We start from the raw sequence: 26,647 nt of genomic DNA, 5'->3' as shown, positions 1-26,647 counted from the left end.
AAGAGATAAAGATGGTTTATTTAATCATAGGACTCCTCTTATTACTACTCTATGTATTTGCGACACCAGAAAGCATTAAAGGGACAGTCAATATCGTCCTTGTCGTCTTTGCTTTCGTAGCACTTTTGATTTTGCTTATGTTGTCTATCCTTCAAATTTTTCAGCTACCGACAGAATTCTTTATCGCAATCGCTATGCTCTTCCTAGCATACTTTAGCTTGCGAGATATTACCCTCATGTCGGTCAGTAAAAGTAAAAGAAGATAAAAGAGAGTTTCGGCTCTCTTTTTGCTTGTTAGAATGCCCAATCTGAGCATTTTCATTTAGAATTATTTCCATAAAAATGGTAAAATAGTAAGAGTAGAAATGGAGTTTGAGACATGAAAGTAATAGATCAATTTAAAAATAAGAAAGTCCTTGTTTTAGGTTTGGCCAAGTCTGGTGAATCTGCAGCTCGTTTGTTGGACAAGCTAGGCGCTATTGTGACAGTAAATGATGGGAAACCTTTCGAGGACAATCCAGCTGCCCAAAGTTTGTTGGAAGAAGGGATCAAGGTTATCACAGGTGGACATCCTTTGGAACTCTTGGATGAAGAGTTTGCCCTTATGGTGAAAAATCCAGGTATCCCCTACAGCAATCCCATGATTGAAAAGGCTTTGGCCAAGGGTATTCCAGTCTTGACTGAGGTGGAATTGGCTTACTTGATTTCAGAAGCACCGATTGTTGGTATTACTGGTTCAAATGGTAAAACAACCACAACGACGATGATCGGGGAAGTTTTGACTGCTGCTGGTCAACATGGTCTCTTATCAGGAAATATCGGCTATCCAGCTAGTCAAGTGGCTCAAACTGCTACAGATAAGGATACTCTTGTTATGGAACTTTCTTCTTTCCAACTCATGGGCGTTCAAGAATTCCATCCTGAGATTGCGGTTATTACTAACCTCATGCCAACTCATATTGACTACCATGGTTCTTTTGAAGAGTATGTGGCAGCTAAGTGGAATATCCAGAACAAGATGACAGCAGATGATTTCCTTGTTTTGAACTTTAACCAAGACTTGGCAAAAGAATTGGCTAGCAAAACACAAGCCACTGTTGTTCCATTTTCAACATTGGAAAAGGTTGATGGTGCTTATCTGGAAGATGATCAGCTCTACTTCCGTGGAGAAGTGGTCATGGCAGCGAATGAAATTGGAGTTCCAGGTAGCCACAATGTGGAAAATGCCCTTGCGACTATTGCAGTAGCCAAGCTCCGTGGCGTGGACAATCAAACCATCAAGGAAACTCTTTCAGCCTTTGGTGGGGTGAAACACCGTCTCCAATTTGTGGATGAGATTAAGGGTGTCAAATTCTATAATGATAGCAAGTCAACCAATATCTTGGCTACTCAAAAAGCCTTGTCAGGATTTGACAACAGCAAGGTCATCTTGATTGCAGGTGGTTTGGACCGTGGGAATGAGTTTGACGAATTGGTTCCAGATATTACTGGACTCAAGAAGATGGTCATCCTCGGTCAGTCTGCCGAACGTGTCAAACGGGCAGCAGACAAGGCTGGTGTCGCATATGTGGATGCGACTGATATTGCAGATGCGACCCGCAAGGCCTATGAGATTGCGACTCAAGGAGATGTGGTTCTTCTCAGTCCTGCCAATGCCAGCTGGGATATGTATGCTAACTTTGAAGTACGTGGCGATCTCTTTATCGACACAGTAGCGGAGTTAAAGGAATAATATGAAAAAAATTGTCTTTACAGGTGGGGGGACGGTTGGACACGTCACCCTCAATCTTTTGTTAATGCCCAAGTTCATCGAAGATGGCTGGGAAGTCCACTATATCGGGGACAAGCGTGGGATCGAACACCAAGAAATCCTCAAGTCAGGTCTAGATATTACCTTCCATTCTATTGCGACTGGAAAATTGCGTCGTTATTTCTCTTGGCAAAATATGATGGATGTCTTCAAAGTTGGTTGGGGAATTGTCCAATCGCTCTTTATCATGTTGCGACTTCGTCCACAGGCCCTTTTTTCAAAGGGAGGTTTTGTCTCAGTACCGCCTGTGATCGCTGCGCGTGTGTCAGGAGTGCCTGTCTTTATTCACGAATCTGACCTGTCTATGGGCTTGGCCAATAAAATCGCTTATAAGTTTGCGACCAAGATGTATTCAACCTTTGAGCAAGCTTCAAGTTTGGCTAAGGTCGAGCATGTGGGAGCAGTGACCAAGGTTTCAGACCAAAATACTCTAGAACCAGATGAATTGGTGGATATTCAAACCCACTTTAATCCAAAATTGCCAACGGTATTGTTTGTCGGTGGTTCTGCAGGCGCTCGTGTCTTTAACCAATTGGTGACAGACCATAAGAAAGAACTGACAGAGCGCTACAATATTATCAATCTAACTGGAGATTCTAGCCTGAATGAGTTGAGCCAAAATCTCTTTCGTGTTGACTATGTGACCAATCTCTATCAACCCTTGATGGGTTTGGCTGATATTGTTGTGACACGTGGTGGTGCCAATACGATTTTTGAGCTCCTGGCCATGGCGAAATTACATGTCATTGTGCCACTTGGTCGTGAGGCTAGTCGTGGTGACCAGATTGAAAATGCAGCTTACTTTGTAAAAAAAGGATATGCAGAAGAGCTTCAAGAAAGCGATTTGACCTTGGATAGTTTGGAAGAGAAACTTTCTTACTTACTAAGCCACAAGGAAGACTATCAAGCTAAGATGAAGGCTTCTAAGGAATTGAAATCTCTAGCAGATTTTTATCAATTGTTGAAAAAAGATTTATCATAAGGAAAGTAAATGTCAAAAGATAAGAAAAATGAGGGCAAAGAAATCCTCGAAGAATTTAAAGAGTTATCAGAATGGCAGAAACGAAACCAAGAATACCTAAAAAAGAAGGCTGAAGAAGAGGCAGCCCTAGCTGAGGAGAAGGAAAAGGAAAGACAAGCTCGAATGGGAGAAGAATCTGAGAAGTCAGAGGACAAGGAGGACCAGGAGAGTGAAGCAGACTATGAAGACTCAGAATCAGCCATGGAAGAGTCTGAAGAAAAAGTAGCATCCTCAGAGGGAGATAAAGAGGAAGAAGAGATAGAAGAATCAGGGGCTAAAGAGGACGAGGACCAGGATAAAAAGCTTGCTAAAAAGGTTACAAAAGAAAAACCAGCTAAAGACAAGATTCCTGGCCTCCATATCTTACGAGCCTTAACGATTTTATTTCCAAGTCTGCTTTTATTGATTGTCTCTGTTTACTTACTCAGTCCTTATGCGACTATGAAGGATATCCGTGTTGAGGGAACGGTGCAAACTACAGCTGATGATATTCGACAGGCTTCAGGCATTCAGGATTCGGATTATACGATTAACCTTCTGCTAGACAAGACAAAATATGAAAAGCAGATCAAGTCTAACTATTGGGTTGAATCAGCTCAACTTGTCTATCAATTTCCAACCAAGTTTATTATCAAGGTCAAGGAATATGATATTGTTGCCTACTATGTTTCTGGTGAAAATCATTATCCTATTCTTTCCAGTGGTCAGCTTGAGACCAGTGCTGTGAGCTTGGTCAGTCTACCAGAAACTTATTTGTCAGTTCTCTTTAATGATAGTGAACAAATCAAGGCTTTTGTCTCAGAACTTTCTCAAATTAGCCCAGAACTCAAGGCTGCTATCCAGAAGGTGGAATTAGCCCCAAGCAAGGTGACCTCAGATTTAATTCGATTGACCATGAATGATTCGGACGAAGTCTTGGTTCCTCTATCTGAAATGAGTAAGAAACTGCCATATTACAGTAAGATTAAGCCTCAATTGTCAGAGCCAAGTGTGATTGACATGGAAGCTGGAATTTACAGTTACACTGTAGCGGATAAATTAATTATGGAGGCAGAAGAAAAAGCTAAAAAAGAGGCCGAAGAAGCTGAGAAGAAACAGAAAGACGAAGAGAAGAAAAGGCTAGAAGAACAGCAGAATAAATTGGAAGAAGAGAAGAAAAAGCTGGAGGAAGAAAGCAACCGAAATCAAACGCCCCAGCGTTCATCGCGTCGCTAGGTTTTACCTTTTCTCTTATAGTTCTTTAGTGACCATGGTAAGTGTCTAGAGTTTTGAGAAATACAGGAAGCATATAATTATATGTTTAGCCCTTTCGTGTATCTACATTTATTTATATGGGATTTTGAAGTTTCTCAAAAATCGCGACACATACGTTGCCATGTTTTTACTTGACAAGTGCTAGTAGAAATAATAGAATAGTAAAAAACCTTTAAAGCAGTCCAGAGAGGCAGCTAAGGTTAGACGGTGAAAGGGTGGAGACTACCCATTTTTCGTGGAACCTTGCTGTTGGCAGGTTCCTTTTTTCGTGGCTTCTGTTGGCCAGACTCTCTCACTAGCAAAGGTAAAAGGAGAAACCTATGCGAGAACATCGTCCAGTCATTGCTCTTGATTTTCCTAGTTTTGAGGCAGTCAAGGAATTCTTAGCTCTTTTTCCAGCAGAAGAAAGTCTTTATTTAAAAGTAGGGATGGAGCTCTATTACGCAGCGGGTCCTGAGATTGTGTCCTATTTAAAAGGTTTGGGTCATAGTGTCTTTTTGGATCTCAAACTTCATGACATTCCTAATACAGTCAAGTCAGCCATGAAGGTCTTGTCTCAGCTTGGTGTCGATATGACCAATGTTCATGCGGCTGGTGGTGTAGAGATGATGAAGGCTGCGCGTGAAGGTCTTGGAAGCCAAGCCAAATTGATTGCCGTCACTCAGCTGACATCAACGTCAGAAGCTCAGATGCAGGATTTTCAAAATATCCAAACAAGCCTACAAGAGTCTGTGATTCACTATGCCAAGAAGACAGCTGAAGCTGGCTTGGATGGTGTCGTTTGCTCGGCTCAGGAAGTTCAACTCATCAAGCAGGCCACCAATCCAGATTTTATCTGTCTGACACCGGGGATTCGCCCTCAGGGAGCTGCTGTTGGAGACCAAAAACGCGTGATGACGCCAGCAGATGCCTATCAAATCGGTAGTGACTATATCGTAGTGGGACGTCCCATTACGCAAGCTGAGGATCCTGTTGCAGCCTATCATGCCATCAAGGATGAATGGACACAGGACTGGAATTAAGGAAATAGATTATAAAAACAAAAGGAGAATACCATGACACTTGCTAAAGATATCGCTAGCCACCTCTTGAAAATTCAAGCAGTTTACCTCAAACCAGAGGAGCCTTTTACTTGGGCATCTGGAATCAAGTCACCGATTTACACAGATAACCGTGTGACACTAGCCTATCCAGAAACTCGTACCCTCATTGAAAATGGTTTTGTGGAAGCTATTAAAGCAGAATTTCCAGAAGTAGAAGTGATTGCAGGGACTGCAACAGCAGGGATTCCACACGGAGCCATTATTGCTGATAAGATGAACCTGCCATTTGCCTACATCCGTAGCAAACCAAAAGACCACGGAGCTGGTAATCAAATCGAAGGTCGCGTGGCTCAAGGTCAAAAAATGGTAGTGGTTGAAGATCTTATTTCAACTGGTGGATCTGTTCTTGAAGCCGTAGTAGCAGCTAAGCGAGAAGGAGCAGATGTACTTGGAGTTGTAGCGATTTTCAGCTATCAATTGCCAAAGGCAGATAAGAACTTTGCGGATGCTGGTGTGAAATTGGTGACACTTTCTAACTATAGCGAACTCATTCACCTAGCGCAAGAAGAAGGTTACATCACGCCAGAAGGATTGGACCTCTTAAAACGCTTTAAAGAAGACCAAGAAAATTGGCAAAATGCTTAAGACATAGAAAATCAGGTAGTCACTAGGATTACCTGATTTCTTTTTGTGATTTCATTGAGTATTAGTTGACTTTTCCACCTTCAACAACTAGGTCATCTGCTTTAGCAGCGTCACCGTAGGTTGGGTGAAGTGTTTTTTCATAGGCTTTGTGGAAGAAGTTTTCCTTGCCTAATTTTTCAATATCTTTATTGATGAAGTCTAGCAATTCTTGGTTGTCTTTTTGAACTGCTGCTGCGATGGTATCTGGATCACCGAGGGAAGTAATACCGACTTCAAATCCTTTGTTTTCAAGCGCCCAAGCTAGGACTTCCGTATTGTCAGTAGAGAAGGCATCTCCACGTCCGTCAAGAAGGGCTTGGTAAGAGTCACTGTATTGGTCGTATTTTTGGAGCTTGATTTCTGGATGATTCTTTTCAAAATAAGTCTCAGCAGTTGTTCCTTTTGTGACAATCAAGGTTTTACCTTCTAATTGTTTGACATCTGTAATAAGACCAGTCTTAGGTGATACGACACCAAGAGAAACTTTCATGTAAGGAAGGGCAAAATCAACTTGTTTCTTACGTTCGTCAGTCACCGTAAAGTTGGCAAGAGTGATATCCACCTTGTTTGAAATCAAGTATTCAGCACGGTTGGCAGCATCTACTGAAACGTATTTAACCTTGACACCAAGGTCTTGTGCCAGTTGGTTCCCAAGTTCAATATCGTAACCTTGGTAAGAACCGTCATTGTCAACGTAACCAAACGGTTTTTTGTCTCCAAATACGGCGATTCGTAGTTCACCGCTTTTTTTGATTTCATCGATTGTGCGAGCCTTTGCAGTGGTTTTACCAGACGATGAACCTGCATTTCCACCTGAGCTACAAGCTGTGACAAAGATAAGGGCAAAGGCAAGTGCCAAAACAGTTAAAAGTGGTTTGAGTAGTTTCATAAGAATCTCCTTTTTCGTTATAAGTATGAGCCAAATTGGCTAAAGTCAAAGACGTTTAAAAATTCCTGTGCTCGTTTGGTTTGTGGATTGGTGAAGAATTCCTGAGCCCTTCCTTCTTCCGCAATTTTCCCTTGGTCGAGGAAGATAATGCGGTCCGCAATAGCTTGAGCAAACTGCATTTCGTGAGTTACTAAAATCATGGTACGACCTTCTTGGGCCAAATCATTGATGAGTTCAAGAACTTCACGCACCATCTCTGGATCCAGCGAAGCAGTCACTTCATCAAAAAGGATGATTTCTGGATGCATGAGCAGGGCACGGACAATTGCAACCCGTTGCTTCTGTCCACCAGATAATTGACGCGCAAAGCTATGTTGTTTATCCAGCAATCCGACACGTTCCAGTAATTGCAAAGCTTCTTCCGTTACTTCCTTCTTATCTCTTCCCTGAGCCTTGATAGGCCCTAGGATGAGGTTTTGTAGGACATCTAGATGGGGAAAGAGTTCATAACTTTGAAAGACCATGCCAATCTTTTGGCGAACGAGGTGAAAATCTTTCTGATTGCCAATAATGGACTGGCCATCTAGAAGAATATCTCCACCTTGAATACTTTCTAAGCCATTGAGGCAACGAAGCAGGGTACTTTTCCCACAACCAGATGGCCCAAGAATAACCACAACTTCCCCTTTTTTGATTTGCAGGGAAAGACCTTGGAGGATGGGATTGTCTCCGAAGGATTTTTTTAGTTCCTTGATTTCTAAAATAGTTTCAGACATTTAGTTCCTCCAATGTTTTTCTAAGTGAGTGGATAGTTTGGAAATAGGAAAGCAGACTGCGAAATACAAGACTAGAATGGTTCCATAAATCCAAAAGGAAGCGGTTGGGATAGTCAAGCGATTGCTATCGATGATTTGCTGTCCAACCTTGGTCACTTCAACAACTCCAATCAAAACGACTAAGGAAGTGGTTTTAATCATCCGAGTGACAAGATTGATGGCTTGTGGTAGCAATCTTCTCAAGACTTGTGGGATGATGATGTGGTAGTAAAGTTGAACATTGGTCAAGCCAAGCGCTTGTCCACTTTCAAACTGATGCTTAGGAAGGGAAGTGATAGCTCCACGAACCAAGTCCCCCATCTCAGCTGTTCCCCAGAGGGTAAAAACGATAATAGCAGAAGTCTCTCCAGAGATATTGATATTAAAGTTTCGAGCTAATCCGAAATAAACGATGAAGAGTAGCACCAGTTGGGGCATGATACGGATGAATTCCAGATACAATCGTGTTAAAAATCGTACGATTCTAGAATGGGAGGTCATGATGATTCCCATGACTGTTCCTAAAATCATGGATAAAATGACAGACAGGATCGAAATCCCAATCGTAACGCCCAATCCCTGTAAGATACGCAGGAGATTATTTCCCTGAAAGAGTACTTGGATTCCCGAATCCTGCATGGCGGAACCTCCTTTCTATCCAGCTAAAGACCAGTGAGATGGGCAGAAGCATAATCAGGTAAGCAATTACCAACATGGCCAGTGCAATGTCTGTCTCATAGTAGAGCCCAATCAAGTCCTTGGCGACGTACATGAGGTCGGCCAAAGCCACTGCTGAGAAAACAGAGGTTTCCTTGATGAGGAAAATGACATTGGCACTAAAAGACGGTAGGGCCACCGCTGTTGCTTGCGGAAGAACCACATAGCGAAATACCTGTACAGGCGTCAGACCGATAGCGAGGCCAATCTCATGCTGGGTTTGACTGACGGCTTCCAATCCACTTCGGAAAGATTCTGCCATATAGGAGCCTCCTAAAAAGACTAGTCCCAGAGTAGCACAGACTTCCGAAGATAGGACAATCCCTATTCGGGGAAGCCCGAAGTAGAGAAAGAAGAGTTGAATCAAAAGGGGCGTGTTGCGTGACAATTCAATGTAGGCTGTCGCTACTTGCGCCAAAACAGGGATGCGGTAATGTCGGATGATACTAACGATTAAGCCGAGCAGAAAAGATCCCAAAATTCCCCAAGCTGCAATATGCAAGGTTAGGAGAAAAGCCTTTTGATATAGTGGTAGATATTGTTCAACAATGGACCAATCCAAAAATAGAACCTCCCATCTAGAAATAATATAGTTATTGTAGCACTGAAAAGTTCCTTTGGATAATATCTATTTTTTATTGCCGTTATAAGGATTTTTTATCATAGAAATAAAATTTCTGAAATTTCCAAACAAAATATTTGAAAAGTTTTGAAAAAAGAGTTAAGATATTTTTGTAATATACAAAGTAAACGCTTACTTATTAAGGAGGGCATTTTATGTCATACAAAACAAGCAATGCAGAAGGCCATGTAGATTTCATCAATACCTACGATTTGGAGCCAATGGCGCAACAAGTGATTCCGAAAGCAGCATTTGGCTATATCGCTAGTGGAGCGGAAGATACTTTCACTTTACGCGAGAATATCCGCGCCTTTAACCACAAACTCATCGTTCCGCATACACTTTGCAATGTAGAAAATCCAAGTACAGAGATTGAATTTGCAGGTGAAAAATTGTCTTCACCAATCATTATGGCGCCTGTTGCAGCTCATAAATTGGCAAATGAACAAGGTGAAGTAGCTACTGCGCGTGGTGTGCATGAGTTTGGTTCTCTTTATACAACCAGCTCTTACTCTACTGTTGACCTTCCAGAAATTACGGAAGCCCTTCAAGGGACACCTCATTGGTTCCAATTTTACTTTAGTAAAGATGATGGCATTAACCGCCACATCATGGACCGTGTGAAGGCTGAAGGCTACAAAGCGATTGTCTTGACAGCAGATGCTACTGTAGGGGGTAATCGTGAGGTTGATAAGCGTAATGGTTTTGTTTTCCCAGTTGGCATGCCGATTGTTGAAGAATACCTGCCAGAAGGTGCTGGTAAATCAATGGACTTTGTTTACAAATCAGCTAAACAACGCTTGTCTCCACGTGACGTAGAATTTATCGCTGAATACTCAGGACTTCCTGTTTATGTCAAGGGACCACAATGCCGTGAGGACGTTGAACGTTCGCTTGCTGCAGGAGCTTCTGGTATCTGGGTAACCAACCATGGTGGCCGTCAAATCGACGGTGGACCAGCCGCCTTTGACTCACTTCAAGAAGTAGCAGAAGCAGTTGATAAACGTGTGCCAATCGTCTTTGACTCTGGTATTCGTCGTGGTCAACACGTCTTTAAAGCCTTGGCTTCAGGAGCAGACTTGGTAGCTATTGGTCGCCCTGTTATCTATGGCTTGGCCCTCGGTGGTAGTGTCGGTGTGCGCCAAGTCTTTGAACACTTGAATGCGGAATTGAAGACAGTTATGCAATTGTCTGGAACTCAGACTATTGAAGATGTCAAACACTTCAAACTCCGTCACAACCCATATAATCCAACCTTCCCAGTTGATCCTCGTGACTTAAAATTGTATTGATAAAACAGCTTGCCTCCACTGAATGTGGAGGTTTTTCTTCGTCTATAGGAAGAATAAATCACCATTAAAAACTATATAAATATATTTTCTAATCAAATATCTTGCTAAGGCTTTCATTTTTTGCTATACTGGTGCAGTAATTAAATAATAAAGACATTTGGGGTGCTTTAGGCTGAGATGATACCCATTGAACCTGCTACAGTTAAGACTGGCGAAGGGAAATGTGAAATGGTTTTTTCAAATACAGAAATGAACCGTCTAATCTTGTAACCTAAACTCTAATTTTCGTTTGTAATTGGAGTTTTTTTGTTTATATAAGCTGGATGAATGTGATACAAAGCATTTAGATAGCTCTTCTTGAACGCCCTTGATTTTCTTTAAAAAGGTCAAGTAAAACTAGGATTTTCTTGGTATTTTGTTGATTACGAACGAGTAAAGAGAGGAGAAGTAAATATGGAAACACAAGACTATGCATTTGAGCCAGGTTTGACTGTTGGAGAATTATTAAAAAGCAGTCAGAAGGATTGGCAGGTTGCAATCAATCATCGTTTTGTTAAGGAACTTTTTGCGGGGACAATTGAGAATAAGGTCTTAAAAGACTACCTAATTCAAGATTATCACTTCTTTGATGCCTTCTTATCCATGCTGGGTGCTTGCGTAGCACACGCAGATCAGCTTGAATCCAAGCTTCGTTTTGCCAAGCAACTAGGCTTTCTTGAAGCAGATGAAGACGGTTATTTCCAAAAGGCTTTCAAAGAGTTAAAAGTATCTGAGAATGACTATCTGGAAGTGACCTTGCATCCTGTAACAAAAGCCTTTCAGGAGCTTATGTATTCTGCTGTGTCTTCATCAGACTATGCGCATCTTTTGGTCATGCTGGTCATTGCAGAAGGCCTCTATTTAGACTGGGGTTCTAAAGATTTGGCTCTACCTGAATCCTATATTCATTCGGAATGGATCAATCTCCACAGAGGTCCTTTCTTTGCAGAGTGGGTTCAATTTCTGGTTGACGAACTTAATCGTGTTGGGAAAGGTCGAGAAGATTTGACAGAACTTCAGCAACGCTGGAATCAAGCAGTCGCTTTAGAATTAGCCTTTTTTGATATTGGTTATGATGCCTAGAGAAGGTTCAGGATACTGACAAATTTGACGAGGTAAATCATTCAATGTAAATGAAAAAAATTTCTTAACAAAAGATAGAGATAAATCGAAATCAGTAGATTGTATAAAGTGAAAAGGAAGGATTTCAATATGACAAGTTTAAAATTATTAAAAGAAAAAGCACCTTTGGTCATTTGCATAACCAATGATGTAGTAAAAAATTTCACAGCAAATGGATTAGTAGCACTGGGTGCATCACCAGCCATGAGTGAGTTTCCAGCAGATTTAGAGGATTTGTTAAAGTATGCTGGAGGATTATTGATTAACATTGGGACCTTAACGGATGATAATTGGAAGTTGTACCAAGAAGCACTAAAAATTGCAGAGAAATATAATGTCCCAGCAGTTTTAGATCCTGTAGCCTGTGGAGCAGGAGAATATAGAAAAAAAGTAGCAGATGATCTAATCAACAATTACAAACTCGCAGCGATTAGAGGAAATGCTGGAGAGATTGCTTCTTTAGTGGGAATAAATGTGGCATCTAAAGGAGTAGATAGTGCAGGCGTAGATAATATTGACGAAATTGCTCTAGCAGCAAATGAGAAGTTCAATATTCCAATAGTAGTAACAGGTGAAGTGGATGCTATTGCGGTAAATGGAGAAGTGGTAACGATTCATAATGGTAGTGCCATGATGCCAAAAGTTATTGGAACTGGATGTTTATTAGGTGCTGTAGTAGCAAGCTTTATCGGACTTGAAAAAGGTCAAGAATTGAAATCATTAGAAACAGCAATGTTGGTTTACAATATCGCTGGAGAAATGGCAGAAAAACGTCCAAATGGGCATCTTCCTGGAACATTTAAAGTTGAATTTATAAATGCCTTATATGAGATTACAGATGAAGATGTAAAGGAATTCAAAAGAGTGAAGTAAGATGTTTCATAAAGAATTACTAAAACTATATTTTATTTGTGGAACGACTACTTGCCAAGGAAAAGATTTATATAGAGTCGTCGAGGAAGCCTTAAAAGGTGGTATAACCTTATTTCAATTTCGTGAAAAAGGTGAGGGAGCCTTAGAAGGTAAAGAAAAAGTCGAATTAGCAATTAAACTACAGGATCTTTGTAGAAAATACAATGTTCCATTTATTGTTAATGATGATATTGAGTTAGCATTAGAGATAGATGCTGACGGAGTACATGTAGGACAGGATGACCTTGGAGTTGATGAAATTAGAAAATTGATGCCAGATAAAATAATTGGTCTTTCTATAAAAAACGAGGAAGAATTTCAACAATCAAAAGTTGAATATGTAGATTATGTTGGTGTTGGTCCTGTATTTGATACCCAGTCAAAGGATGATGCTGGTAGTGCTATAGGTTATGAAGGTCTTAAATTGATGAGAAAACTATTGCCACAAATGCCTTTAGTTGCAATTGGTGGGATACAGACGCAACATGTTAAAGACATTATGAAGACCAATGTTGACGGTGTTTCAATCATTTCAGCAATATCGTATGCAAAAAATATAGAAAAAACTGTTCTAGAAATGAGTGAACAATAGGTATCTATCCTTGGATTCTAAGTAAATGGAAGTTTTCCTTTTCTAAAAAGATATGTCCAGATTCAGTTCAAATAGCTAATCCATCAAATAAGTCATTTATTTTTTGCAAAAGAAAGATCTGCTGTCTTTTTGAGTACAAGGCTGTATTTCCAGTTCAATTTCTTGAACTAGAATAAATCGTCTGTTAAAATAATTATATAATTAAATAATAAAGACATTTGGGGTGCTTTAGGCTGAGATGATACCCATTGAACCTGCTACAGTTAAGACTGGCGAAGGGAAATGTGAATAGTTTTTTCTTGAGAAAGAAAAAACCATCTAATTTTGTAAGCGAAACTCTAATTCTTGTGTGTGATTAGAGTTTTTGTTTTTACTAGATAGACTAGATGCAGAGTATGATGGTAGTATCTCTTAAATGCCCAATTGTCTAAAAGGAGTTTTTATGTTTGAAAAGTGGCGTTTAAAAGATGTTATCTTACTTGCTTTCTTGTCTATCTTTTTTGGTGGCGTTTTTGTGGGTTCAGGTTATCTGTTTGATATCCTCACTCTGATTTTAGCCCCTCTTGGTTTACAGGCCTTTGCCAATGAAATCCTCTTTGGTCTCTGGTGTATGGCTGCGCCTATTGCGGCCATCTTTGTTCCAAGAGTAGGAAGTGCAACGATTGGAGAAGTGCTAGCTGCGCTTGCTGAAGTCCTTTATGGTAGCCAATTCGGTCTAGGTGCCCTTTTGTCTGGCTTGGTTCAAGGTTTGGGAAGTGAACTTGGTTTTATCGTAACCAAGAATCGCTATGAAAGTTGGCTCTCTCTAACTGCCAATAGTATTGGGATTACGCTTGTTAGCTTTGTCTATGAATACATTAAGTTAGGTTACTACGCCTTTTCAGTGCCTTTTGTACTTTCCTTGCTAGTGGTACGTTTTATTTCCGTCTTTTTCTTCTGTACTATCTTGGTTCGTGCCATTGTCAAACTTTATCATCAGTTTGCAGCTGGAGGGAAGGCATAGATGGGGCTGGAACTACGAGCGATTCAGTCCCCAATCTTCTCTGAGCCGATTGACTTTACTTTTCATGCGCAGGCATTTACCTTGTTAGTTGGGAGCAGTGGTTCAGGAAAATCCAGCCTCTTTCAAATCATTGCTCAAGTCAGTTCTCTTCCCTATAGCGGTCAAGTACTAATAGATGGGAGTGAGGTTAGTCAGCTTTCAATTGTTGAACGTATCCAGACGGTCGGTATTCTCTTTCAAAATCCCAATCATCAATTTACCATGGAGAGCTTGTTTGAGGAGCTGATTTTTACCTTGGAGAATATCGGCCATCCCGTTCAGGAAATTGATTCAAAAATAGCAGATGTGGTTCGACAATGTCGCTGTGAGAAGATCTTGCACCGTCCCATCCATCACCTATCAGGTGGGGAAAAGCAAAAGGCTGCGCTAGCTGTTCTCTTTGCCATGAATCCTAGGGTCTATCTATTGGATGAGCCTTTTGCTTCCATTGACCGCAAGAGTAGGATAGAGATATTGGAGATTCTAAAAGAGTTGCCTTCTAATGGGAAGACAGTTATTTTGTGCGACCATGATTTATCTGATTATGAAGCCTATATCGACCATATGGTGGAGTTAAGAGACGGACAGCTAAGAGAAGTGTTTCAAATCCCTTCCTCTGAGATGATACAGGTTGCTTCAAAGGAAGTTGCTTCTAGCCCGGAACTATTCCATATGGATAGAACGACTTGTGAGCTGAATAAGCGCTCCCTCTTTTCGATTGCGGATTTCACATTCTACCAAGGAATTTCCTGTATCTTGGGTGACAATGGTGTCGGGAAATCAACCCTCTTTCGCTCCATTCTTCAATTTCAAAAGTATAAAGGACGAATTACTTGGATGGGGACAGTCCTGAAAAAGAAAAAGAGTTTGTATAGTGACCTGACGGGTGTTGTTCAGGAAGCTGAGAAGCAGTTTATTCGAGTCAGTCTGCGAGAGGAACTTCAATTAGATGGACCTGATTCTGAAAGAAATCAGCGTATTCTTCAAGCTTTACGGTATTTTGATCTGGAGCAAGCGCTTGATAAGAGTCCCTATCAATTAAGTGGTGGCCAGCAAAAGATTCTTCAGCTCTTGACCATTTTGACCAGCAAGGCTTCTGTGATCTTGCTGGATGAACCTTTTGCAGGTTTGGATGATAGAGCTTGCTATTATTTTTGTCAATGGATTCTGGAGGAGAGAAATCAAGGAAGAAGTTTTATGATCATTAGCCATCGTTTAGATCCTTTGATCTCTGTGGTTGATTATTGGATTGAGATGACTAGTCAGGGGCTCAGTCATGTGAAAGAAGTGACAATTACCAAACCACTCACATCTCAGAGTAGCAATGCTCAAAGGGAGGTGAGATAGTATGGTTAAAGTAGCAACCCAGACACCGATTATCAGTCTCTTCTTGCTGATTTTATCCTTGGAAACATCTTTTATTCCTTCTATTGCTCTTAATCTCTCAGTAGTTGCATTTTGTATTCTCTTTATGCTCTATTACCGTCGATTTAAGATGTTGGCTTGGATGATTCTACTCGCCATTTTGCCATCTTTGGCCAACTACTGGGCAGTTCAGTTACATGGAGATGCTTCGCAGGCAGTCATGCTTGGAACGAGGGCCTTTGTGACCGTTTGTATTGGTCTTGTCTTTGTTTCCTCTATTTCCCTAAAAGAGTTTCTCTTGTACTTGGCTCAAAAGGGGTTATCACGCTCTTGGGCCTATGCCTTGATTGTGGTATTCAATTCCTTCCCCCTTATTCAGCAAGAAATCAAGTCCCTCAAGGAAGCGTGCTTATTACGCGGTCAAGAACTGCATATTTGGTCTCCCTTGATTTACAGCAAGATTCTGATGACAGTCTTTAGGTGGCGTCATCTTTATCTGAGAGCTCTGTCGGCGCATGGATATGACGAACATGCACAGTTGAAGAATAGCTATCGGACTTTTTATATTCCTAAAAGGACAATATTCATCTACCTGCTTTTCTTTTTATTGCTTCAAACCAGTCTATTTTTATAAAGGAGTTATTATGGAATTTACAGATATTGCGATGGAATTATCCAAGGAAGCTTGGCAGGCTTCTTTTCATCATCCCTTTATTTTACAATTACAAGAGGGAAATTTAGACCCGTCCATTTTCCGCTATTACCTGATTCAGGATGCCTACTATCTGAATGCTTTCTCAGAAATCTATCACCTTTTGGCTGATAAGACTTCAAACCAAGAGATGAAAAGACTCTTGAAACAAAATGCTCAGAGTCTAGTGGAGGGTGAGTTATTTATCCGCCAACAATTTTTCAAGGAATTGGAAATCAGCGATCAGGAAATGGAGCAACATCCAATCGCTCCAACCTGCTATCATTACATTTCTCACATTTATCGGCAATTTGCAGAGCCAAACTTGGGCATTGCCTTTGCAAGTTTGTTGCCTTGTCCTTGGTTATACCATGATATAGGCAAATCACTTAATCTTAAACCGTCACCAAATCCTCTCTATCAACAATGGATTGAAACTTATATTACGGATGAGTTAGAGCAGCAGATCAGAGAGGAGGGAGCCCTGGTCAATCAACTCTATCGCGAAAGTGATGAGACAGACAAGAAAAAAATGCTAGATGCCTTCCACATCAGTGTTCACATGGAATCCAAGTTTTGGCAAATGGCCTACCAACACCAGACATGGAAGAGTGATTTACACTCTTTGGAAAAAGGAGAAGAATAGAAACATGAGAAAGCACCAATTGCAAGTTCACAAATTAACCATTTTATCCATGATGATTGCCCTTGATGTAGTCCTTACGCCTATCTTTCGGATTGAGGGAATGGCACCGATGTCCAGTGTAGTCAATATTCTAGCAGGAATCATGATGGGACCTGTTTATGCTTTGGCTATGGCTACAGTCACAGCCTTTATCCGCATGACGACTCAAGGGATTCCGCCTTTAGCTCTCACAGGAGCGACTTTTGGAGCCCTCCTTGCAGGTCTCTTTTATAAGTATGGTCGAAAATTTTATTTTTCTGCCTTGGGAGAAATTTTGGGAACAGGTATTATTGGTTCTATTGTTTCTTATCCTGTTATGGTACTTTTTACAGGATCAGCTGCTAAGCTCAGCTGGTTTATCTACACTCCTCGATTTTTCGGAGCAACCTTGATTGGTACAGCGATTTCCTTTATTGCCTTTCGATTTTTAATCAAGCAGGAATTCTTTAAAAAAGTGCAGGGATATTTCTTTGCTGAAAGGATAGACTGATGCAGAAATTGACAAATCCCTTTCCTCTGGAAACGACTTCCCTCATTCACTGCATTACCAATGAGATTTCTTGTGAGATGCTGGCAAATGGGATTTTGGCTCTGGGATGTAAACCTGTTATGGCAGATGACCCCCGTGAGGTTCTTGATTTTACCAAACAGAGCCAGGCTCTCTTCATCAATTTGGGGCATTTGTCTGCTGAGAAGGAAAAAGCAATCCGTATGGCAGCTTCGTATGCAAATCAATCTTCTCTCCCGATGGTAGTAGATGCGGTTGGCTTAACAGCTTCATCCATTCGTAAGAGCTTAGTTAAAGATCTTTTAGACTACAGCCCTACGGTCCTTAAAGGAAATATGTCGGAAATCCGAAGTCTTGTTGGCTTAAAACACCACGGAGTTGGGGTTGATGCGAGTGCTAAAGATCAAGAAATTGAGGATTTGCTTCAAGTCTTGAAAGACTGGTGTCAGACATATCCAGGTATGTCATTCTTAGTCACAGGCCCCAAAGACCTCATCGTTTCAGATAATCAGGTTGCTGTATTGGAGAATGGCTGTGCAGAATTAGACTGGATAACAGGGACAGGAGACTTGGTTGGAGCCTTGACAGCAGTTTTTCTCGGCCAAGGAAAGACTGGTTTTGAAGCTTCTTGCCTAGCGGTTTCTTATCTCAATATCTCTGCTGAGAGAATAGTTGTCCAAGGAATGGGATTGGAAGAATTTCGCTACCAAGTACTCAATCAGCTTTCGCTCCTAAAAAGAGATGAAAATTGGCTAGAAGCCATAAAAGGAGATGTTTATGAATAGAGAGGCGCTTAGACTGTATCTGGTAACCAATCGCTACCAAGATTCCTTGGAAAGATTTCTTGAAAAGGTTGAGATGGCCTGCCGTTCAGGGGTTACCATAGTCCAATTACGAGAAAAAAATCTCACAACCAATCAATATTATCAACTGGCAAAACAAGTTAAGGAAATAACAGATGCCTATCAGGTACCCTTGATCATCGATGATCGTTTGGATGTCTGTCTTGCAGTTGATGCTGCTGGTCTGCATATTGGCGACGATGAATTACCCGTTTCGGTTGTCCGCAAAATCCTAGGTCCTGAAAAAATCCTCGGTGTCACAGCTAAAACAGTAAAAAGAGCCTTCGAAGCAGAAGAAGGGGGAGCAGATTACTTGGGGACAGGGGCCATTTTTCCAACTACCACTAAGGAAAATGCGCCTATCACCCTGATTTCAACCTTGAAAACAATTTGCCAAAGGGTTACCATTCCAGTAGTTGCTATTGGGGGCTTGACGTCAGAGAACATTGACCAGCTTGCAGCAACTGGCATAGCTGGTGTAGCTGTAGTGCGTGATTTGATGCAGGCAGAAGATATTGAGGCAAAAACGCAAGTCTTTTTAACAAAGTTGGATGATATTATTTTCTAATTAAAAACTCTCTAATTCCCTTAAAGTGGGAACTAGAGAGTTTTTTTAATCTTTAAAGCTTGTATGGTTGACTGGGCCAGAACCATGACCGAGTTGAGGAGCATCTTGAATGGCTTTTGTAATAAAGGCCTTGGCTTTATCAACTGCCTGGTAAAGGCTTTTGCCCTTGGCTAGTTCAGCCGTAATCACTGCAGCAAAGGTACATCCAGTACCATGGGTGTGACAGGTTTGAATTCGTGGACTTTCCCAGACAAATTGTTCATCCTTGGTAAAGAGGAAATCCTTGGCACCGCCTTCGAGATGACCACAGACTGAGGACCAAATTCTTTTAAAATCAGGCGACCAGCACGCTGCATGTCTTCAGGATCATGGATTGAAAAACCAACAATTTCTTCTGCCTCAGGAAGATTGGGTGTGATAATGCTTGCAAGGGGAAGCAGGTTTGTTTTTAGGTAGGTTCTGGCACTGGTATCAATCAGGGTGTCTCCGCTCGTAGCGACCATAACAGGGTCAAGGACGTAGGGACAATCCAGATTTTTAAGATAGGGCTGGATGATTTCCATGATTTCAGTAGTTGCCAACATCCCTGTTTTTACAGCCTGAGGCTTGATATCTGAAAAGACACTGTCCAATTGGGCTTTCAACATTTGAGGAGAAACGTGCTCGATCAATTGAACGCCTCTGGTATTTTGAGCGACAAGACTGGTCACAACAGCCATTCCATAGACATCTCTAGCTTGGAAAGACTTTAAGTCAGCCATAATGCCAGCACCGCCACTAGGATCTGTCCCAGCAATGGTTAGAGCAACGGGTAAATAAGTCATCTAAAATCTCCCAACCAACTGAAGTTTGTATTCTTAAGAACAAGCAAGTCTGTTTTAGGAAAATAATAGAAGACGATATTCCTCATCATCATTTCCACTTCCATCAGCTAGCATTACCTAGATTGAGTCAAAGGGTCTAACAGTCGTTAATCTCAGCTTTACGCACCCCTAGTGGTTGTTTTCTTTTTTCTTTAGTATAGCATATTTTTATAGTTTATATAGTAAGATTTGATTGGAAATCCTTTATCAAATGATTAAAATTCTATTTTTTAAAGAAAAGATTAATTTTATAGTTGACAAATGTAGATTTTAAGAGTATACTGATAATTGTAATTGACAAATGTAGATTTTGGAGGTGTGATTATGCAGATTTCAGATGCAGAATGGCAGGTCATGAAGATTATTTGGATGCAGGGGGAACAGACCAGTACGGATTTGATCAGGGTTCTGGCGGAGCGGTTCGACTGGTCCAAGTCGACCATTCAAACTCTTTTGGCTCGTTTGGTTGAGAAAGAATGTCTGACAAGGAAAAAAGAAGGCAAGTCCTTTGTCTATTCAGCCCTTTTAACTCTAGATCAAAGCCGAGACTTGCTTGTCCAAGATATTAAAGACAAGGTTTGTTCCCGTAGGATTAAGAACTTGTTGGCTGATTTGATTATGGAATGTGATTTTACTCTGGCTGACTTGGCTGACTTGGAAGCTGCGATTTCTAAGAAGAAATCAAGTGCTGTAACAGAAGTAAGATGTAATTGTATGTAAAGGAGACGTCATGTTAAATAGTATTGTAACCATTGTTTGTATTACCCTTATCGCGTTTATCTTGTTTTGGTTTTTCAAAAAGCCTGAAAAATCTGGACAAAAAGCCCAGCAAAAAAAGGGCTACCAAGAGATTCGAGTGGAGGTCATGGGGGGCTATACGCCTGAGTTGATTATCCTCAAGAAATCAGTGCCAGCCCGCATTGTCTTTGACCGCAAGGATCCTTCACCATGTTTGGACCAAATTGTTTTTCCAGACTTTGGTGTCCATGCGGACCTGCCTATGGGGGAAGAGTATATAGTGGAAATCACGCCTGAGCAGGCTGGAGAGTATGGTTTCTCTTGTGGCATGAATATGATGCACGGCAAGATGATTGTAGAATAGGAGAATGATATGACTGAAATTGTAAAAGCAAGTCTTGAAAATGGTGTTCAAAAAATCCGTATCACGGCAGACAAAGGCTACCATCCAGCTCATATACAGCTTCAAAAAGGGATTCCAGCTGAGATCACCTTTCATCGAGCAACTCCTTCAAACTGTTACAAGGAAATTCTGTTTGAAGAAGAAGGCATCTTGGAACCAATCGGCGTAGATGAGGAGAAAGTCATTCGTTTTACACCTCAAGAATTAGGTCAACATGAATTTTCTTGTGGTATGAAGATGCAAAAAGGAAGTTATACAGTTGTTGAGAAGACTCGAAAATCTCTATCACTTTTACAGCGTTTTTGGATTACCAGTATCTTTACTGTGCCTCTTGTGATCCTCATGATTGGGATGTCGACAGGAGGAATTAGTCACCAAGTCATGCGTTGGGGCACCTTTTTAGCCACAACACCGATTATGCTAGTAGCAGGTGGTCCTTATATCCAAAGTGCTTGGGCTAGTTTTAAAAAGCACAATGCCAACATGGATACCTTGGTTGCTCTGGGAACCCTAGTAGCTTATTTCTATAGTCTAGTTGCCCTCTTCGCTGGTCTCCCCGTTTACTTTGAAAGTGCTGCATTTATCTTCTTCTTCGTTCTTATGGGAGCTGTTTTTGAGGAGAAAATGCGGAAAAATACTTCCCAAGCTGTGGAGAAATTACTTGACTTGCAGGCTAAAACTGCAGAAGTCTTGCGTGAGGATAACTATGTTCAAGTTCCTTTGGAGCAAGTCAAGGTAGGTGATCTGATTCGAGTGCGTCCCGGTGAAAAGATTGCGGTTGATGGTGTCGTAGTAGAAGGTATCTCTAGTATTGATGAGTCTATGGTGACAGGTGAGAGTCTGCCTGTGGACAAGACAGTTGGAGATACCGTCATTGGCTCAACCCTCAATAATAGTGGAACACTTGTTTTTAGAGCAGAAAAAGTTGGTTCAGAGACTGTTTTGGCTCAGATTGTGGATTTTGTGAAGAAAGCTCAGACCAGTCGCGCACCGATTCAGGATTTGACAGATAAGATTTCAGGGATTTTTGTCCCAGCAGTTGTCATTTTAGGAATCGTGACCTTTTGGGTCTGGTTTGTCTTGCTCAGGGATAGTGTAGTCGTGCTTGGTGCCAGCTTTGTGTCCTCTCTGCTCTATGGAGTGGCGGTTTTGATTATCGCCTGCCCTTGTGCCTTGGGACTTGCAACACCGACAGCCCTTATGGTAGGGACAGGTCGTAGTGCCAAGATGGGGGTTCTCCTCAAAAATGGAACGGTTCTACAGGAAATCCAGAAAGTTCAAACTATCGTCTTTGATAAGACCGGGACTTTGACTGAAGGGAAACCTGTGGTCACAGATATCATCGGCGACGAAGTAGAAGTGCTTGGATTGGCAGCTTCCTTGGAAGAAGCTTCTCAACACCCACTGGCTGAAGCCGTTGTGAAACGAGCGAGTGAAGCTGGACTTGAGCTTCAAACTGTTGAAAATTTCCAAGCCTTGCACGGAAAAGGTGTCTCAGGGCAAATCAATGGAAGACAAGTTTTGCTTGGAAATGCTAAAATGCTGGATGACATGAACATTTCTAGCACTTATCAAGAAAAACTAGAAGAACTGGAAACAGAAGCTAAGACAGTTGTTTTCTTGGCTGTTGACAATGAAATCAAAGGCTTGCTTGCTTTGCAAGATATTCCTAAGGAAAATGCTAAGCTTGCCATCAGTCAGTTGAAAAAACGAGGTCTTAAAACAGTCATGCTGACAGGAGACAATGCAGGTGTGGCGCGTGCTATTGCAGATCAGATTGGAATCGAAGAGGTCATTGCAGGTGTCTTACCAGAAGAAAAAGCCCATGAAATTCATAAACTGCAACAGTCAGGAAAAGTAGCCTTTGTTGGTGATGGCATCAATGATGCTCCTGCTCTTAGTGTAGCAGATGTGGGGATTGCTATGGGAGCTGGAACAGATATCGCTATCGAGTCAGCAGATTTGGTCTTGACAACCAATAATCTTTTAGGAGTGGTTCGTGCCTTCGACATGAGTAAGAAAACCTTTAATCGAATTTTGCTCAATCTTTTCTGGGCCTTTATCTACAATGTCGCCGGAATTCCGATTGCAGCAGGAGTCTTTTCAGGTGTTGGACTGGCCCTCAATCCAGAACTGGCAGGTCTAGCTATGGCCTTTAGTTCTGTATCCGTTCTGACTAGTTCACTCTTACTAAACTTTAGTAAAATAGATTAAAAGCGGGCTTGCTCGCTTTTTATTATAAAACAGATATTAAAAACGTTTTCAAACTGTACTGTAATAGAGAATAGAAACTTCTGAGCAGATTCTTAGAAAAGTCGAACTAAATGTGGTAAATTAGTAGAGTAAAAATTTGCTGAAACGTTTTCAAAAGCTATATGAAACCTTTTTTAGTAGATTTAAAAATATTTGAAGGAGAGTTATCATTATGACTCAAGGGAAAATTACTGCATCTGCAGCAATGCTTAATGTATTGAAAACATGGGGCGTAGACACAATCTACGGTATCCCATCAGGAACACTCAGCTCATTGATGGATGCTTTGGCTGAAGACAAAGATATCCGCTTCTTGCAAGTTCGCCATGAAGAAACAGGTGCTCTTGCAGCGGTTATGCAAGCTAAATTCGGCGGCTCAATCGGGGTTGCAGTTGGTTCAGGTGGACCTGGTGCGACTCACTTGATCAACGGTGTTTACGATGCAGCTATGGATAACACTCCATTCCTAGCAATCCTTGGATCACGTCCAGTGAACGAACTCAACATGGATGCTTTCCAAGAGCTTAACCAAAACCCAATGTACAACGGTATCGCTGTATACAACAAACGTGTAGCTTACGCTGAGCAATTGCCAAAAGTAATCGACGAAGCTTGCCGTGCTGCAGTTTCTAAAAAAGGTCCAGCTGTCGTTGAAATCCCAGTAAACTTCGGTTTCCAAGAAATCGACGAAAACTCATACTATGGATCAGGTTCATACGAGCGTTCATTCATCGCTCCTGCTTTGAACGAAGTTGAAATCGACAAAGCTGTTGAAATCTTGAACAATGCTGAACGTCCAGTTATCTATGCTGGTTACGGTGGTGTTAAAGCTGGTGAAGTGATTACTGAATTGTCACGTAAAATCAAAGCACCAATCATCACAACTGGTAAAAACTTTGAAGCTTTCGAATGGAACTATGAAGGTTTGACAGGTTCTGCTTACCGTGTTGGTTGGAAACCAGCCAACGAAGTGGTCTTTGAAGCAGACACAGTTCTTTTCCTTGGTTCAAACTTCCCATTTGCTGAAGTTTACGAAGCATTCAAGAATACTGAAAAATTCATCCAAGTTGATATCGACCCTTACAAACTTGGTAAACGTCACGCCCTTGACGCTTCAATCCTTGGTGATGCAGGTCAAGCAGCTAAAGCTATCCTTGACAAAGTGAACCCAGTTGAATCTACTCCATGGTGGCGTGCAAACGTTAAGAACAACCAAAACTGGCGTGATTACATGAACAAACTCGAAGGTAAAACTGAGGGTGAATTGCAATTGTATCAAGTTTACAATGCAATCAACAAACATGCTGATCAAGACGCTATCTATTCAATCGACGTAGGTGACACTACTCAAACATCTACTCGTCACCTTCACATGACACCTAAGAACATGTGGCGTACATCTCCACTCTTTGCGACAATGGGTATTGCCCTTCCTGGTGGTATCGCTGCTAAGAAAGACAATCCAGATCGCCAAGTATGGAACATCATGGGTGACGGTGCATTCAACATGTGCTACCCAGACGTTATCACAAACGTTCAATACGACCTTCCAGTTATCAACGTTGTCTTTTCGAATGGTAAATATGCCTTCATCAAGGACAAATACGAAGACACAAACAAACACTTGTTTGGTTGTGACTTCCCTAATGCTGACTATGCGAAAATCGCTGAAGCTCAAGGAGCTGTTGGATTTACAGTTGACCGTATCGAAGACATCGATGCAGTTGTTGCAGAAGCTGTTAAATTGAACAAAGAAGGTAAAACTGTTGTTATCGATGCTCGCATCACTCATCACCGTCCACTTCCAGTAGAAGTACTTGAATTGGATCCAAAACAACACTCAGAAGAAGCGATCAAAGCCTTCAAGGAAAAATACGAAGCAGAAGAACTCGTACCATTCCGTCTCTTCTTGGAAGAAGAAGGATTGCAATCACGCGCAATTAAATAATTCCTTCGTGGAACTTAAAAAGATCGGAGCAATCCGGTCTTTTTATGGGCTCTTTGTCAACTGTAGTGGGTTGAAGAAAAGCTAAGCTCGAGAAAGGACAAATTTCGTCCTTTCTTTTTTGATATTCAGAGCGATAAAAATCCGTTTTTTGAAGTTTTCAAAGTTCCGAAAACCAAAGGCATTGCGTTTGATAAGTTTGATGAGATTATTGGTTGCTTCTAATTTGGCATTAGAATAGGGTAACTGAAGGGCATTGACGATTTTCTCTTTGTCCTTTAGAAAGGTTTTAAAGACAGTCTTAAAAAGAGGATGAACTTTCTTTAGATTTTCCTCAATGAGTCCGAAAAATTTCTCCGGTTCCTTATTCTGAAAGTGAAAAAGCAAGAGTTGATAGAGATGATAGTGGTGTTTCAAGTCTTCTGAATAGCTCAAAAGCTTGTCAATAATCTCTTTATTGGTTAAGTGCATGCGAAAAGTAGGGCGATAAAATCGCTTATCACTCAGTTTACGGCTATCCTGTTGAATGAGTTTCCAGTAGCGCTTGATAGCCTTATATTCATGAGATTTTCGCTCAAATTGCTTCATGATTTGGACACGAACACGACTCATAGCACGGCTAAGATGTTGTACAATGTGGAAGCGATCTAGAACGATTTTGGCATACGGAAAAAGATGTTTAGCCAAGTCATAGTAAGGACTAAACATATCCATAGTAATGATTTTCACCTGACAACGAACAGAGCGATTGTAGCGCAGAAAATGATTTCTTATGATAGTTTGTGTTCTACCCTCAAGAACAGTGATAATATTGAGCTTATCAAAATCTTGAGCAATGAAACTCATCTTTCCCTTAGTGAAGGCATATTCGTCCCAGGACATAATCTCAGGGAGGTAAGAAAAATCAGACTTAAAACAGAAGTCATTGAGCTTGCGAATAACAGTTGAAGTTGAAATAGACAGCTGACGGGCAATATCGGTCATAGAAGTCTTCTCAATTAGCTTCTGGGCAATCTTTTGGTTGATGATACGAGGGATTTGGTGATTCTTCTTGACGAGAGAAGTCTCAGCTACCATCATTTTCGAGCAATGATAGCACTTGAATCGACGTTTTCTAAGGAGAATTCTAGTAGGCATACCAGTCGTTTCAAGGTAAGGAACCTTAGACGGTTTTTGGAAGTCATATTTCTTCATTTGACTTCCACACTCAGGACAAGATGGAGCGTCGTAGTCCAGTTTAGCGATGATTTCCTTGTGGGTATTCCTATTAATGACATCCATAATTTGGATATTTGGGTCTTTAATGTCTAGTAATTTTGTGATAAAATGTAATTGTTCCATAGGATTCTTTCTAATGATGGTTTGGTTGCTTTTCATTATAGATCTTATGGGACTTTTTTTCTACAACAAAATAGGCTCCATAATATCCATAGGGGATTTACCCACTACAAATATTATAGAGCCTTTTTATGGAGGATAGTAAATGAATTTAAATCAATTAGATATTATCGTTTCAGATGTTCCCCAAGTCTGTGCTGACTTGGAGCGTATTTTGGATAAAAAGTCAGATTATGTTGATGACAGTTTTGCTCAGTTTACGATTGGCAGTCACTGTCTGATGTTGTCCCAAAATCATTTGATTCCTTTGGAAAACTTTCGGTCAGGAATCATTCTTCATATTGAGGTTGAGGATCTAAATCAGAATTACCAACGTTTAAAAGAGATCGGTGTCGAGATTTTACACGGTCCTTGTGAAACGGATTGGGGAACAGAGTCCTTATTAGTTAAAGGCCCTGCTGGTCTAGTGATTGATTTTTATCGTATGAAATAGGACATAGTAGAGTTTGATCGCCAACAAAAGTTATAGCATAAGAAGGGATTTATTCACTATTTTTATAAAATCTTCTCCCTACTTTATAAGATGTGAAAAAG

At 41.0% G+C, this 26,647-nt stretch carries 27 protein-coding genes, 1 pseudogene and 3 other annotated features; of the genes and pseudogenes, 22 read left to right on the top strand and 6 right to left on the bottom strand.

Annotation, left to right across the window (positions count from 1 at the left end; translation table 11 throughout):
* Nucleotides 1-11: 11 nt before the first annotated feature.
* The 6 genes from AXK38_07205 to AXK38_07180 all read left to right on the top strand — a co-directional run bounded on the left by AXK38_07205 (nt 12) and on the right by AXK38_07180 (nt 5,773).
* On the top strand, nt 12-266 hold the full coding sequence (locus tag AXK38_07205; protein AMH89038.1) for a hypothetical protein: 255 nt from the start codon (nt 12-14) through the stop codon (nt 264-266).
* A gap of 113 nt (nt 267-379) precedes the next feature.
* Nucleotides 380-1,732: a UDP-N-acetylmuramoyl-L-alanine--D-glutamate ligase gene (gene murD, locus AXK38_07200; GenBank protein AMH89037.1), complete on the top strand. Its 1,353-nt coding sequence runs from the start codon at nt 380-382 to the stop codon at nt 1,730-1,732.
* Nucleotide 1,733: 1 nt separating this feature from the next.
* Nucleotides 1,734-2,792 carry a UDP-N-acetylglucosamine--N-acetylmuramyl-(pentapeptide) pyrophosphoryl-undecaprenol N-acetylglucosamine transferase gene (locus AXK38_07195; GenBank protein ID AMH89036.1) on the top strand — a complete coding sequence of 353 codons (1,059 nt, stop codon included), beginning with the start codon at nt 1,734-1,736 and terminating at the stop codon, nt 2,790-2,792.
* Nucleotides 2,793-2,801: 9 nt separating this feature from the next.
* Complete coding sequence (locus AXK38_07190; protein ID AMH89035.1) at nt 2,802-4,046, top strand: cell division protein DivIB; 1,245 nt, start codon at nt 2,802-2,804, stop codon at nt 4,044-4,046.
* 359 nt (nt 4,047-4,405) lie between these two features.
* Complete coding sequence (locus AXK38_07185) at nt 4,406-5,107, top strand: orotidine 5'-phosphate decarboxylase (protein ID AMH89034.1); 702 nt, start codon at nt 4,406-4,408, stop codon at nt 5,105-5,107.
* 33 nt (nt 5,108-5,140) lie between these two features.
* Nucleotides 5,141-5,773: an orotate phosphoribosyltransferase gene (locus AXK38_07180; protein ID AMH89033.1), complete on the top strand. Its 633-nt coding sequence runs from the start codon at nt 5,141-5,143 to the stop codon at nt 5,771-5,773.
* A 61-nt stretch (nt 5,774-5,834) separates the two neighbouring features.
* Here the strand turns inward: AXK38_07180 and AXK38_07175 are convergent, their stop codons facing one another.
* Genes AXK38_07175 through AXK38_07160 form a run of 4 tightly spaced genes read right to left on the bottom strand, consistent with a single transcriptional unit; the run spans nt 5,835 to nt 8,795 of the window.
* Complete coding sequence (locus AXK38_07175; GenBank protein AMH89032.1) at nt 5,835-6,701, bottom strand: amino acid ABC transporter substrate-binding protein; 867 nt, start codon at nt 6,699-6,701, stop codon at nt 5,835-5,837.
* Between the two features lie 17 nt (nt 6,702-6,718).
* Complete coding sequence (locus AXK38_07170; protein ID AMH89031.1) at nt 6,719-7,477, bottom strand: glutamine ABC transporter ATP-binding protein; 759 nt, start codon at nt 7,475-7,477, stop codon at nt 6,719-6,721.
* Nucleotides 7,478-8,155 (bottom strand): amino acid ABC transporter permease, encoded by a 678-nt coding sequence (locus AXK38_07165; GenBank protein ID AMH89030.1) that lies wholly within the window; start codon nt 8,153-8,155, stop codon nt 7,478-7,480.
* Complete coding sequence (locus AXK38_07160; GenBank protein ID AMH89029.1) at nt 8,115-8,795, bottom strand: polar amino acid ABC transporter permease; 681 nt, start codon at nt 8,793-8,795, stop codon at nt 8,115-8,117. The genes AXK38_07165 and AXK38_07160 overlap by 41 nt, the downstream gene beginning before the upstream one ends.
* Nucleotides 8,796-9,010: 215 nt before the next feature.
* Here AXK38_07160 and AXK38_07155 point away from each other — a divergent pair, with 215 nt between their 5' ends.
* The 11 genes from AXK38_07155 to AXK38_07105 all read left to right on the top strand — a co-directional run bounded on the left by AXK38_07155 (nt 9,011) and on the right by AXK38_07105 (nt 18,513).
* Nucleotides 9,011-10,147, top strand: coding sequence for a lactate oxidase (locus AXK38_07155; GenBank protein AMH89028.1), 1,137 nt, complete (start codon nt 9,011-9,013; stop codon nt 10,145-10,147).
* A 148-nt stretch (nt 10,148-10,295) separates the two neighbouring features.
* Nucleotides 10,296-10,384: a binding site (TPP riboswitch), on the top strand.
* A gap of 216 nt (nt 10,385-10,600) precedes the next feature.
* The gene (locus AXK38_07150; GenBank protein ID AMH89027.1) at nt 10,601-11,269 is read left to right on the top strand and encodes a transcriptional regulator; all 669 of its coding nucleotides are present in this window, start codon (nt 10,601-10,603) and stop codon (nt 11,267-11,269) included.
* A gap of 129 nt (nt 11,270-11,398) precedes the next feature.
* Nucleotides 11,399-12,181: a hydroxyethylthiazole kinase gene (locus AXK38_07145; GenBank protein AMH89026.1), complete on the top strand. Its 783-nt coding sequence runs from the start codon at nt 11,399-11,401 to the stop codon at nt 12,179-12,181.
* A gap of 1 nt (nt 12,182) precedes the next feature.
* A complete protein-coding gene (gene thiE, locus AXK38_07140; GenBank protein AMH89025.1) occupies nt 12,183-12,812 on the top strand; it encodes a thiamine-phosphate diphosphorylase in 630 nt (209 codons plus the stop codon).
* A 209-nt stretch (nt 12,813-13,021) separates the two neighbouring features.
* Nucleotides 13,022-13,110, top strand: a binding site (TPP riboswitch).
* A 144-nt stretch (nt 13,111-13,254) separates the two neighbouring features.
* Nucleotides 13,255-13,815, top strand: coding sequence for a cobalt ABC transporter permease (locus AXK38_07135; protein ID AMH89024.1), 561 nt, complete (start codon nt 13,255-13,257; stop codon nt 13,813-13,815).
* The gene (locus AXK38_07130; protein AMH89023.1) at nt 13,816-15,201 is read left to right on the top strand and encodes a sugar ABC transporter ATP-binding protein; all 1,386 of its coding nucleotides are present in this window, start codon (nt 13,816-13,818) and stop codon (nt 15,199-15,201) included.
* 1 nt (nt 15,202) lies between these two features.
* Nucleotides 15,203-15,853, top strand: coding sequence for a cobalt ABC transporter permease (locus tag AXK38_07125; protein ID AMH89022.1), 651 nt, complete (start codon nt 15,203-15,205; stop codon nt 15,851-15,853).
* Nucleotides 15,854-15,863: 10 nt separating this feature from the next.
* The gene (locus AXK38_07120; protein ID AMH89021.1) at nt 15,864-16,556 is read left to right on the top strand and encodes a thiaminase II; all 693 of its coding nucleotides are present in this window, start codon (nt 15,864-15,866) and stop codon (nt 16,554-16,556) included.
* Nucleotides 16,557-16,560: 4 nt separating this feature from the next.
* Complete coding sequence (locus tag AXK38_07115) at nt 16,561-17,085, top strand: energy coupling factor transporter S component ThiW (protein ID AMH89020.1); 525 nt, start codon at nt 16,561-16,563, stop codon at nt 17,083-17,085.
* Nucleotides 17,085-17,888, top strand: a complete 804-nt coding sequence (locus AXK38_07110) for a hydroxyethylthiazole kinase (GenBank protein AMH89019.1) — start codon at nt 17,085-17,087, stop codon at nt 17,886-17,888. Before AXK38_07115 ends, AXK38_07110 begins: the two co-directional genes overlap by 1 nt.
* Nucleotides 17,881-18,513, top strand: coding sequence for a thiamine-phosphate diphosphorylase (locus AXK38_07105; GenBank protein AMH89018.1), 633 nt, complete (start codon nt 17,881-17,883; stop codon nt 18,511-18,513). The genes AXK38_07110 and AXK38_07105 overlap by 8 nt, the downstream gene beginning before the upstream one ends.
* Nucleotides 18,514-18,558: 45 nt before the next feature.
* On the opposite strand, the pseudogene AXK38_07100 reads toward AXK38_07105, so the two are convergent.
* A pseudogene (locus AXK38_07100) lies at nt 18,559-19,337 on the bottom strand (hydroxymethylpyrimidine/phosphomethylpyrimidine kinase).
* Nucleotides 19,338-19,419: 82 nt separating this feature from the next.
* Nucleotides 19,420-19,517, bottom strand: a binding site (TPP riboswitch).
* Nucleotides 19,518-19,700: 183 nt separating this feature from the next.
* Between AXK38_07100 and AXK38_07095 the strand changes: the two are divergent.
* The 4 genes from AXK38_07095 (at nt 19,701) to AXK38_07080 (ending at nt 24,718) form a co-directional block, all read left to right on the top strand.
* Nucleotides 19,701-20,096, top strand: coding sequence for a uracil phosphoribosyltransferase (locus AXK38_07095; GenBank protein ID AMH89017.1), 396 nt, complete (start codon nt 19,701-19,703; stop codon nt 20,094-20,096).
* A gap of 10 nt (nt 20,097-20,106) precedes the next feature.
* Nucleotides 20,107-20,478 (top strand): ATPase, encoded by a 372-nt coding sequence (locus tag AXK38_07090; GenBank protein AMH89016.1) that lies wholly within the window; start codon nt 20,107-20,109, stop codon nt 20,476-20,478.
* 9 nt (nt 20,479-20,487) lie between these two features.
* Entirely contained in the window at nt 20,488-22,731 is a 2,244-nt protein-coding gene (locus AXK38_07085; protein ID AMH89015.1) for an ATPase, read from the top strand.
* Nucleotides 22,732-22,942: 211 nt separating this feature from the next.
* Nucleotides 22,943-24,718, top strand: a complete 1,776-nt coding sequence (locus AXK38_07080) for a pyruvate oxidase (protein AMH89014.1) — start codon at nt 22,943-22,945, stop codon at nt 24,716-24,718.
* A gap of 81 nt (nt 24,719-24,799) precedes the next feature.
* Here the strand turns inward: AXK38_07080 and AXK38_07075 are convergent, their stop codons facing one another.
* Nucleotides 24,800-26,056 carry a transposase gene (locus AXK38_07075; GenBank protein ID AMH89662.1) on the bottom strand — a complete coding sequence of 419 codons (1,257 nt, stop codon included), beginning with the start codon at nt 26,054-26,056 and terminating at the stop codon, nt 24,800-24,802.
* Nucleotides 26,057-26,198: 142 nt separating this feature from the next.
* Here AXK38_07075 and AXK38_07070 point away from each other — a divergent pair, with 142 nt between their 5' ends.
* Nucleotides 26,199-26,546, top strand: a complete 348-nt coding sequence (locus AXK38_07070; protein AMH89013.1) for a lactoylglutathione lyase — start codon at nt 26,199-26,201, stop codon at nt 26,544-26,546.
* Nucleotides 26,547-26,647 lie beyond the last annotated feature (101 nt).

This window comes from Streptococcus mitis, assembly GCA_001560895.1.
Lineage (GTDB): Bacteria > Bacillota > Bacilli > Lactobacillales > Streptococcaceae > Streptococcus > Streptococcus mitis_Q.
The sequence above is the reverse complement of the archived record's forward strand: the minus strand, read 5'-3'. Positions and strand labels throughout refer to the sequence as shown.

Bases quoted from the DNA above. Each gene is read 5' to 3' on its own strand.
- AXK38_07205 (AMH89038.1), top strand. From the start codon at position 12: ATGGTTTATTTAATCATAGGACTCCTCTTATTACTACTCTATGTATTT.
- murD (AMH89037.1), top strand. From the start codon at position 380: ATGAAAGTAATAGATCAATTTAAAAATAAGAAAGTCCTTGTTTTAGGT.
- AXK38_07195 (AMH89036.1), top strand. From the start codon at position 1,734: ATGAAAAAAATTGTCTTTACAGGTGGGGGGACGGTTGGACACGTCACC.
- AXK38_07190 (AMH89035.1), top strand. From the start codon at position 2,802: ATGTCAAAAGATAAGAAAAATGAGGGCAAAGAAATCCTCGAAGAATTT.
- AXK38_07185 (AMH89034.1), top strand. From the start codon at position 4,406: ATGCGAGAACATCGTCCAGTCATTGCTCTTGATTTTCCTAGTTTTGAG.
- AXK38_07180 (AMH89033.1), top strand. From the start codon at position 5,141: ATGACACTTGCTAAAGATATCGCTAGCCACCTCTTGAAAATTCAAGCA.
- AXK38_07175 (AMH89032.1), bottom strand. From the start codon at position 6,701: ATGAAACTACTCAAACCACTTTTAACTGTTTTGGCACTTGCCTTTGCC.
- AXK38_07170 (AMH89031.1), bottom strand. From the start codon at position 7,477: ATGTCTGAAACTATTTTAGAAATCAAGGAACTAAAAAAATCCTTCGGA.
- AXK38_07165 (AMH89030.1), bottom strand. From the start codon at position 8,155: ATGCAGGATTCGGGAATCCAAGTACTCTTTCAGGGAAATAATCTCCTG.
- AXK38_07155 (AMH89028.1), top strand. From the start codon at position 9,011: ATGTCATACAAAACAAGCAATGCAGAAGGCCATGTAGATTTCATCAAT.
- AXK38_07150 (AMH89027.1), top strand. From the start codon at position 10,601: ATGGAAACACAAGACTATGCATTTGAGCCAGGTTTGACTGTTGGAGAA.
- AXK38_07145 (AMH89026.1), top strand. From the start codon at position 11,399: ATGACAAGTTTAAAATTATTAAAAGAAAAAGCACCTTTGGTCATTTGC.
- thiE (AMH89025.1), top strand. From the start codon at position 12,183: ATGTTTCATAAAGAATTACTAAAACTATATTTTATTTGTGGAACGACT.
- AXK38_07135 (AMH89024.1), top strand. From the start codon at position 13,255: ATGTTTGAAAAGTGGCGTTTAAAAGATGTTATCTTACTTGCTTTCTTG.
- AXK38_07130 (AMH89023.1), top strand. From the start codon at position 13,816: ATGGGGCTGGAACTACGAGCGATTCAGTCCCCAATCTTCTCTGAGCCG.
- AXK38_07125 (AMH89022.1), top strand. From the start codon at position 15,203: ATGGTTAAAGTAGCAACCCAGACACCGATTATCAGTCTCTTCTTGCTG.
- AXK38_07120 (AMH89021.1), top strand. From the start codon at position 15,864: ATGGAATTTACAGATATTGCGATGGAATTATCCAAGGAAGCTTGGCAG.
- AXK38_07115 (AMH89020.1), top strand. From the start codon at position 16,561: ATGAGAAAGCACCAATTGCAAGTTCACAAATTAACCATTTTATCCATG.
- AXK38_07110 (AMH89019.1), top strand. From the start codon at position 17,085: ATGCAGAAATTGACAAATCCCTTTCCTCTGGAAACGACTTCCCTCATT.
- AXK38_07105 (AMH89018.1), top strand. From the start codon at position 17,881: ATGAATAGAGAGGCGCTTAGACTGTATCTGGTAACCAATCGCTACCAA.
- AXK38_07095 (AMH89017.1), top strand. From the start codon at position 19,701: ATGCAGATTTCAGATGCAGAATGGCAGGTCATGAAGATTATTTGGATG.
- AXK38_07090 (AMH89016.1), top strand. From the start codon at position 20,107: ATGTTAAATAGTATTGTAACCATTGTTTGTATTACCCTTATCGCGTTT.
- AXK38_07085 (AMH89015.1), top strand. From the start codon at position 20,488: ATGACTGAAATTGTAAAAGCAAGTCTTGAAAATGGTGTTCAAAAAATC.
- AXK38_07080 (AMH89014.1), top strand. From the start codon at position 22,943: ATGACTCAAGGGAAAATTACTGCATCTGCAGCAATGCTTAATGTATTG.
- AXK38_07075 (AMH89662.1), bottom strand. From the start codon at position 26,056: ATGGAACAATTACATTTTATCACAAAATTACTAGACATTAAAGACCCA.
- AXK38_07070 (AMH89013.1), top strand. From the start codon at position 26,199: ATGAATTTAAATCAATTAGATATTATCGTTTCAGATGTTCCCCAAGTC.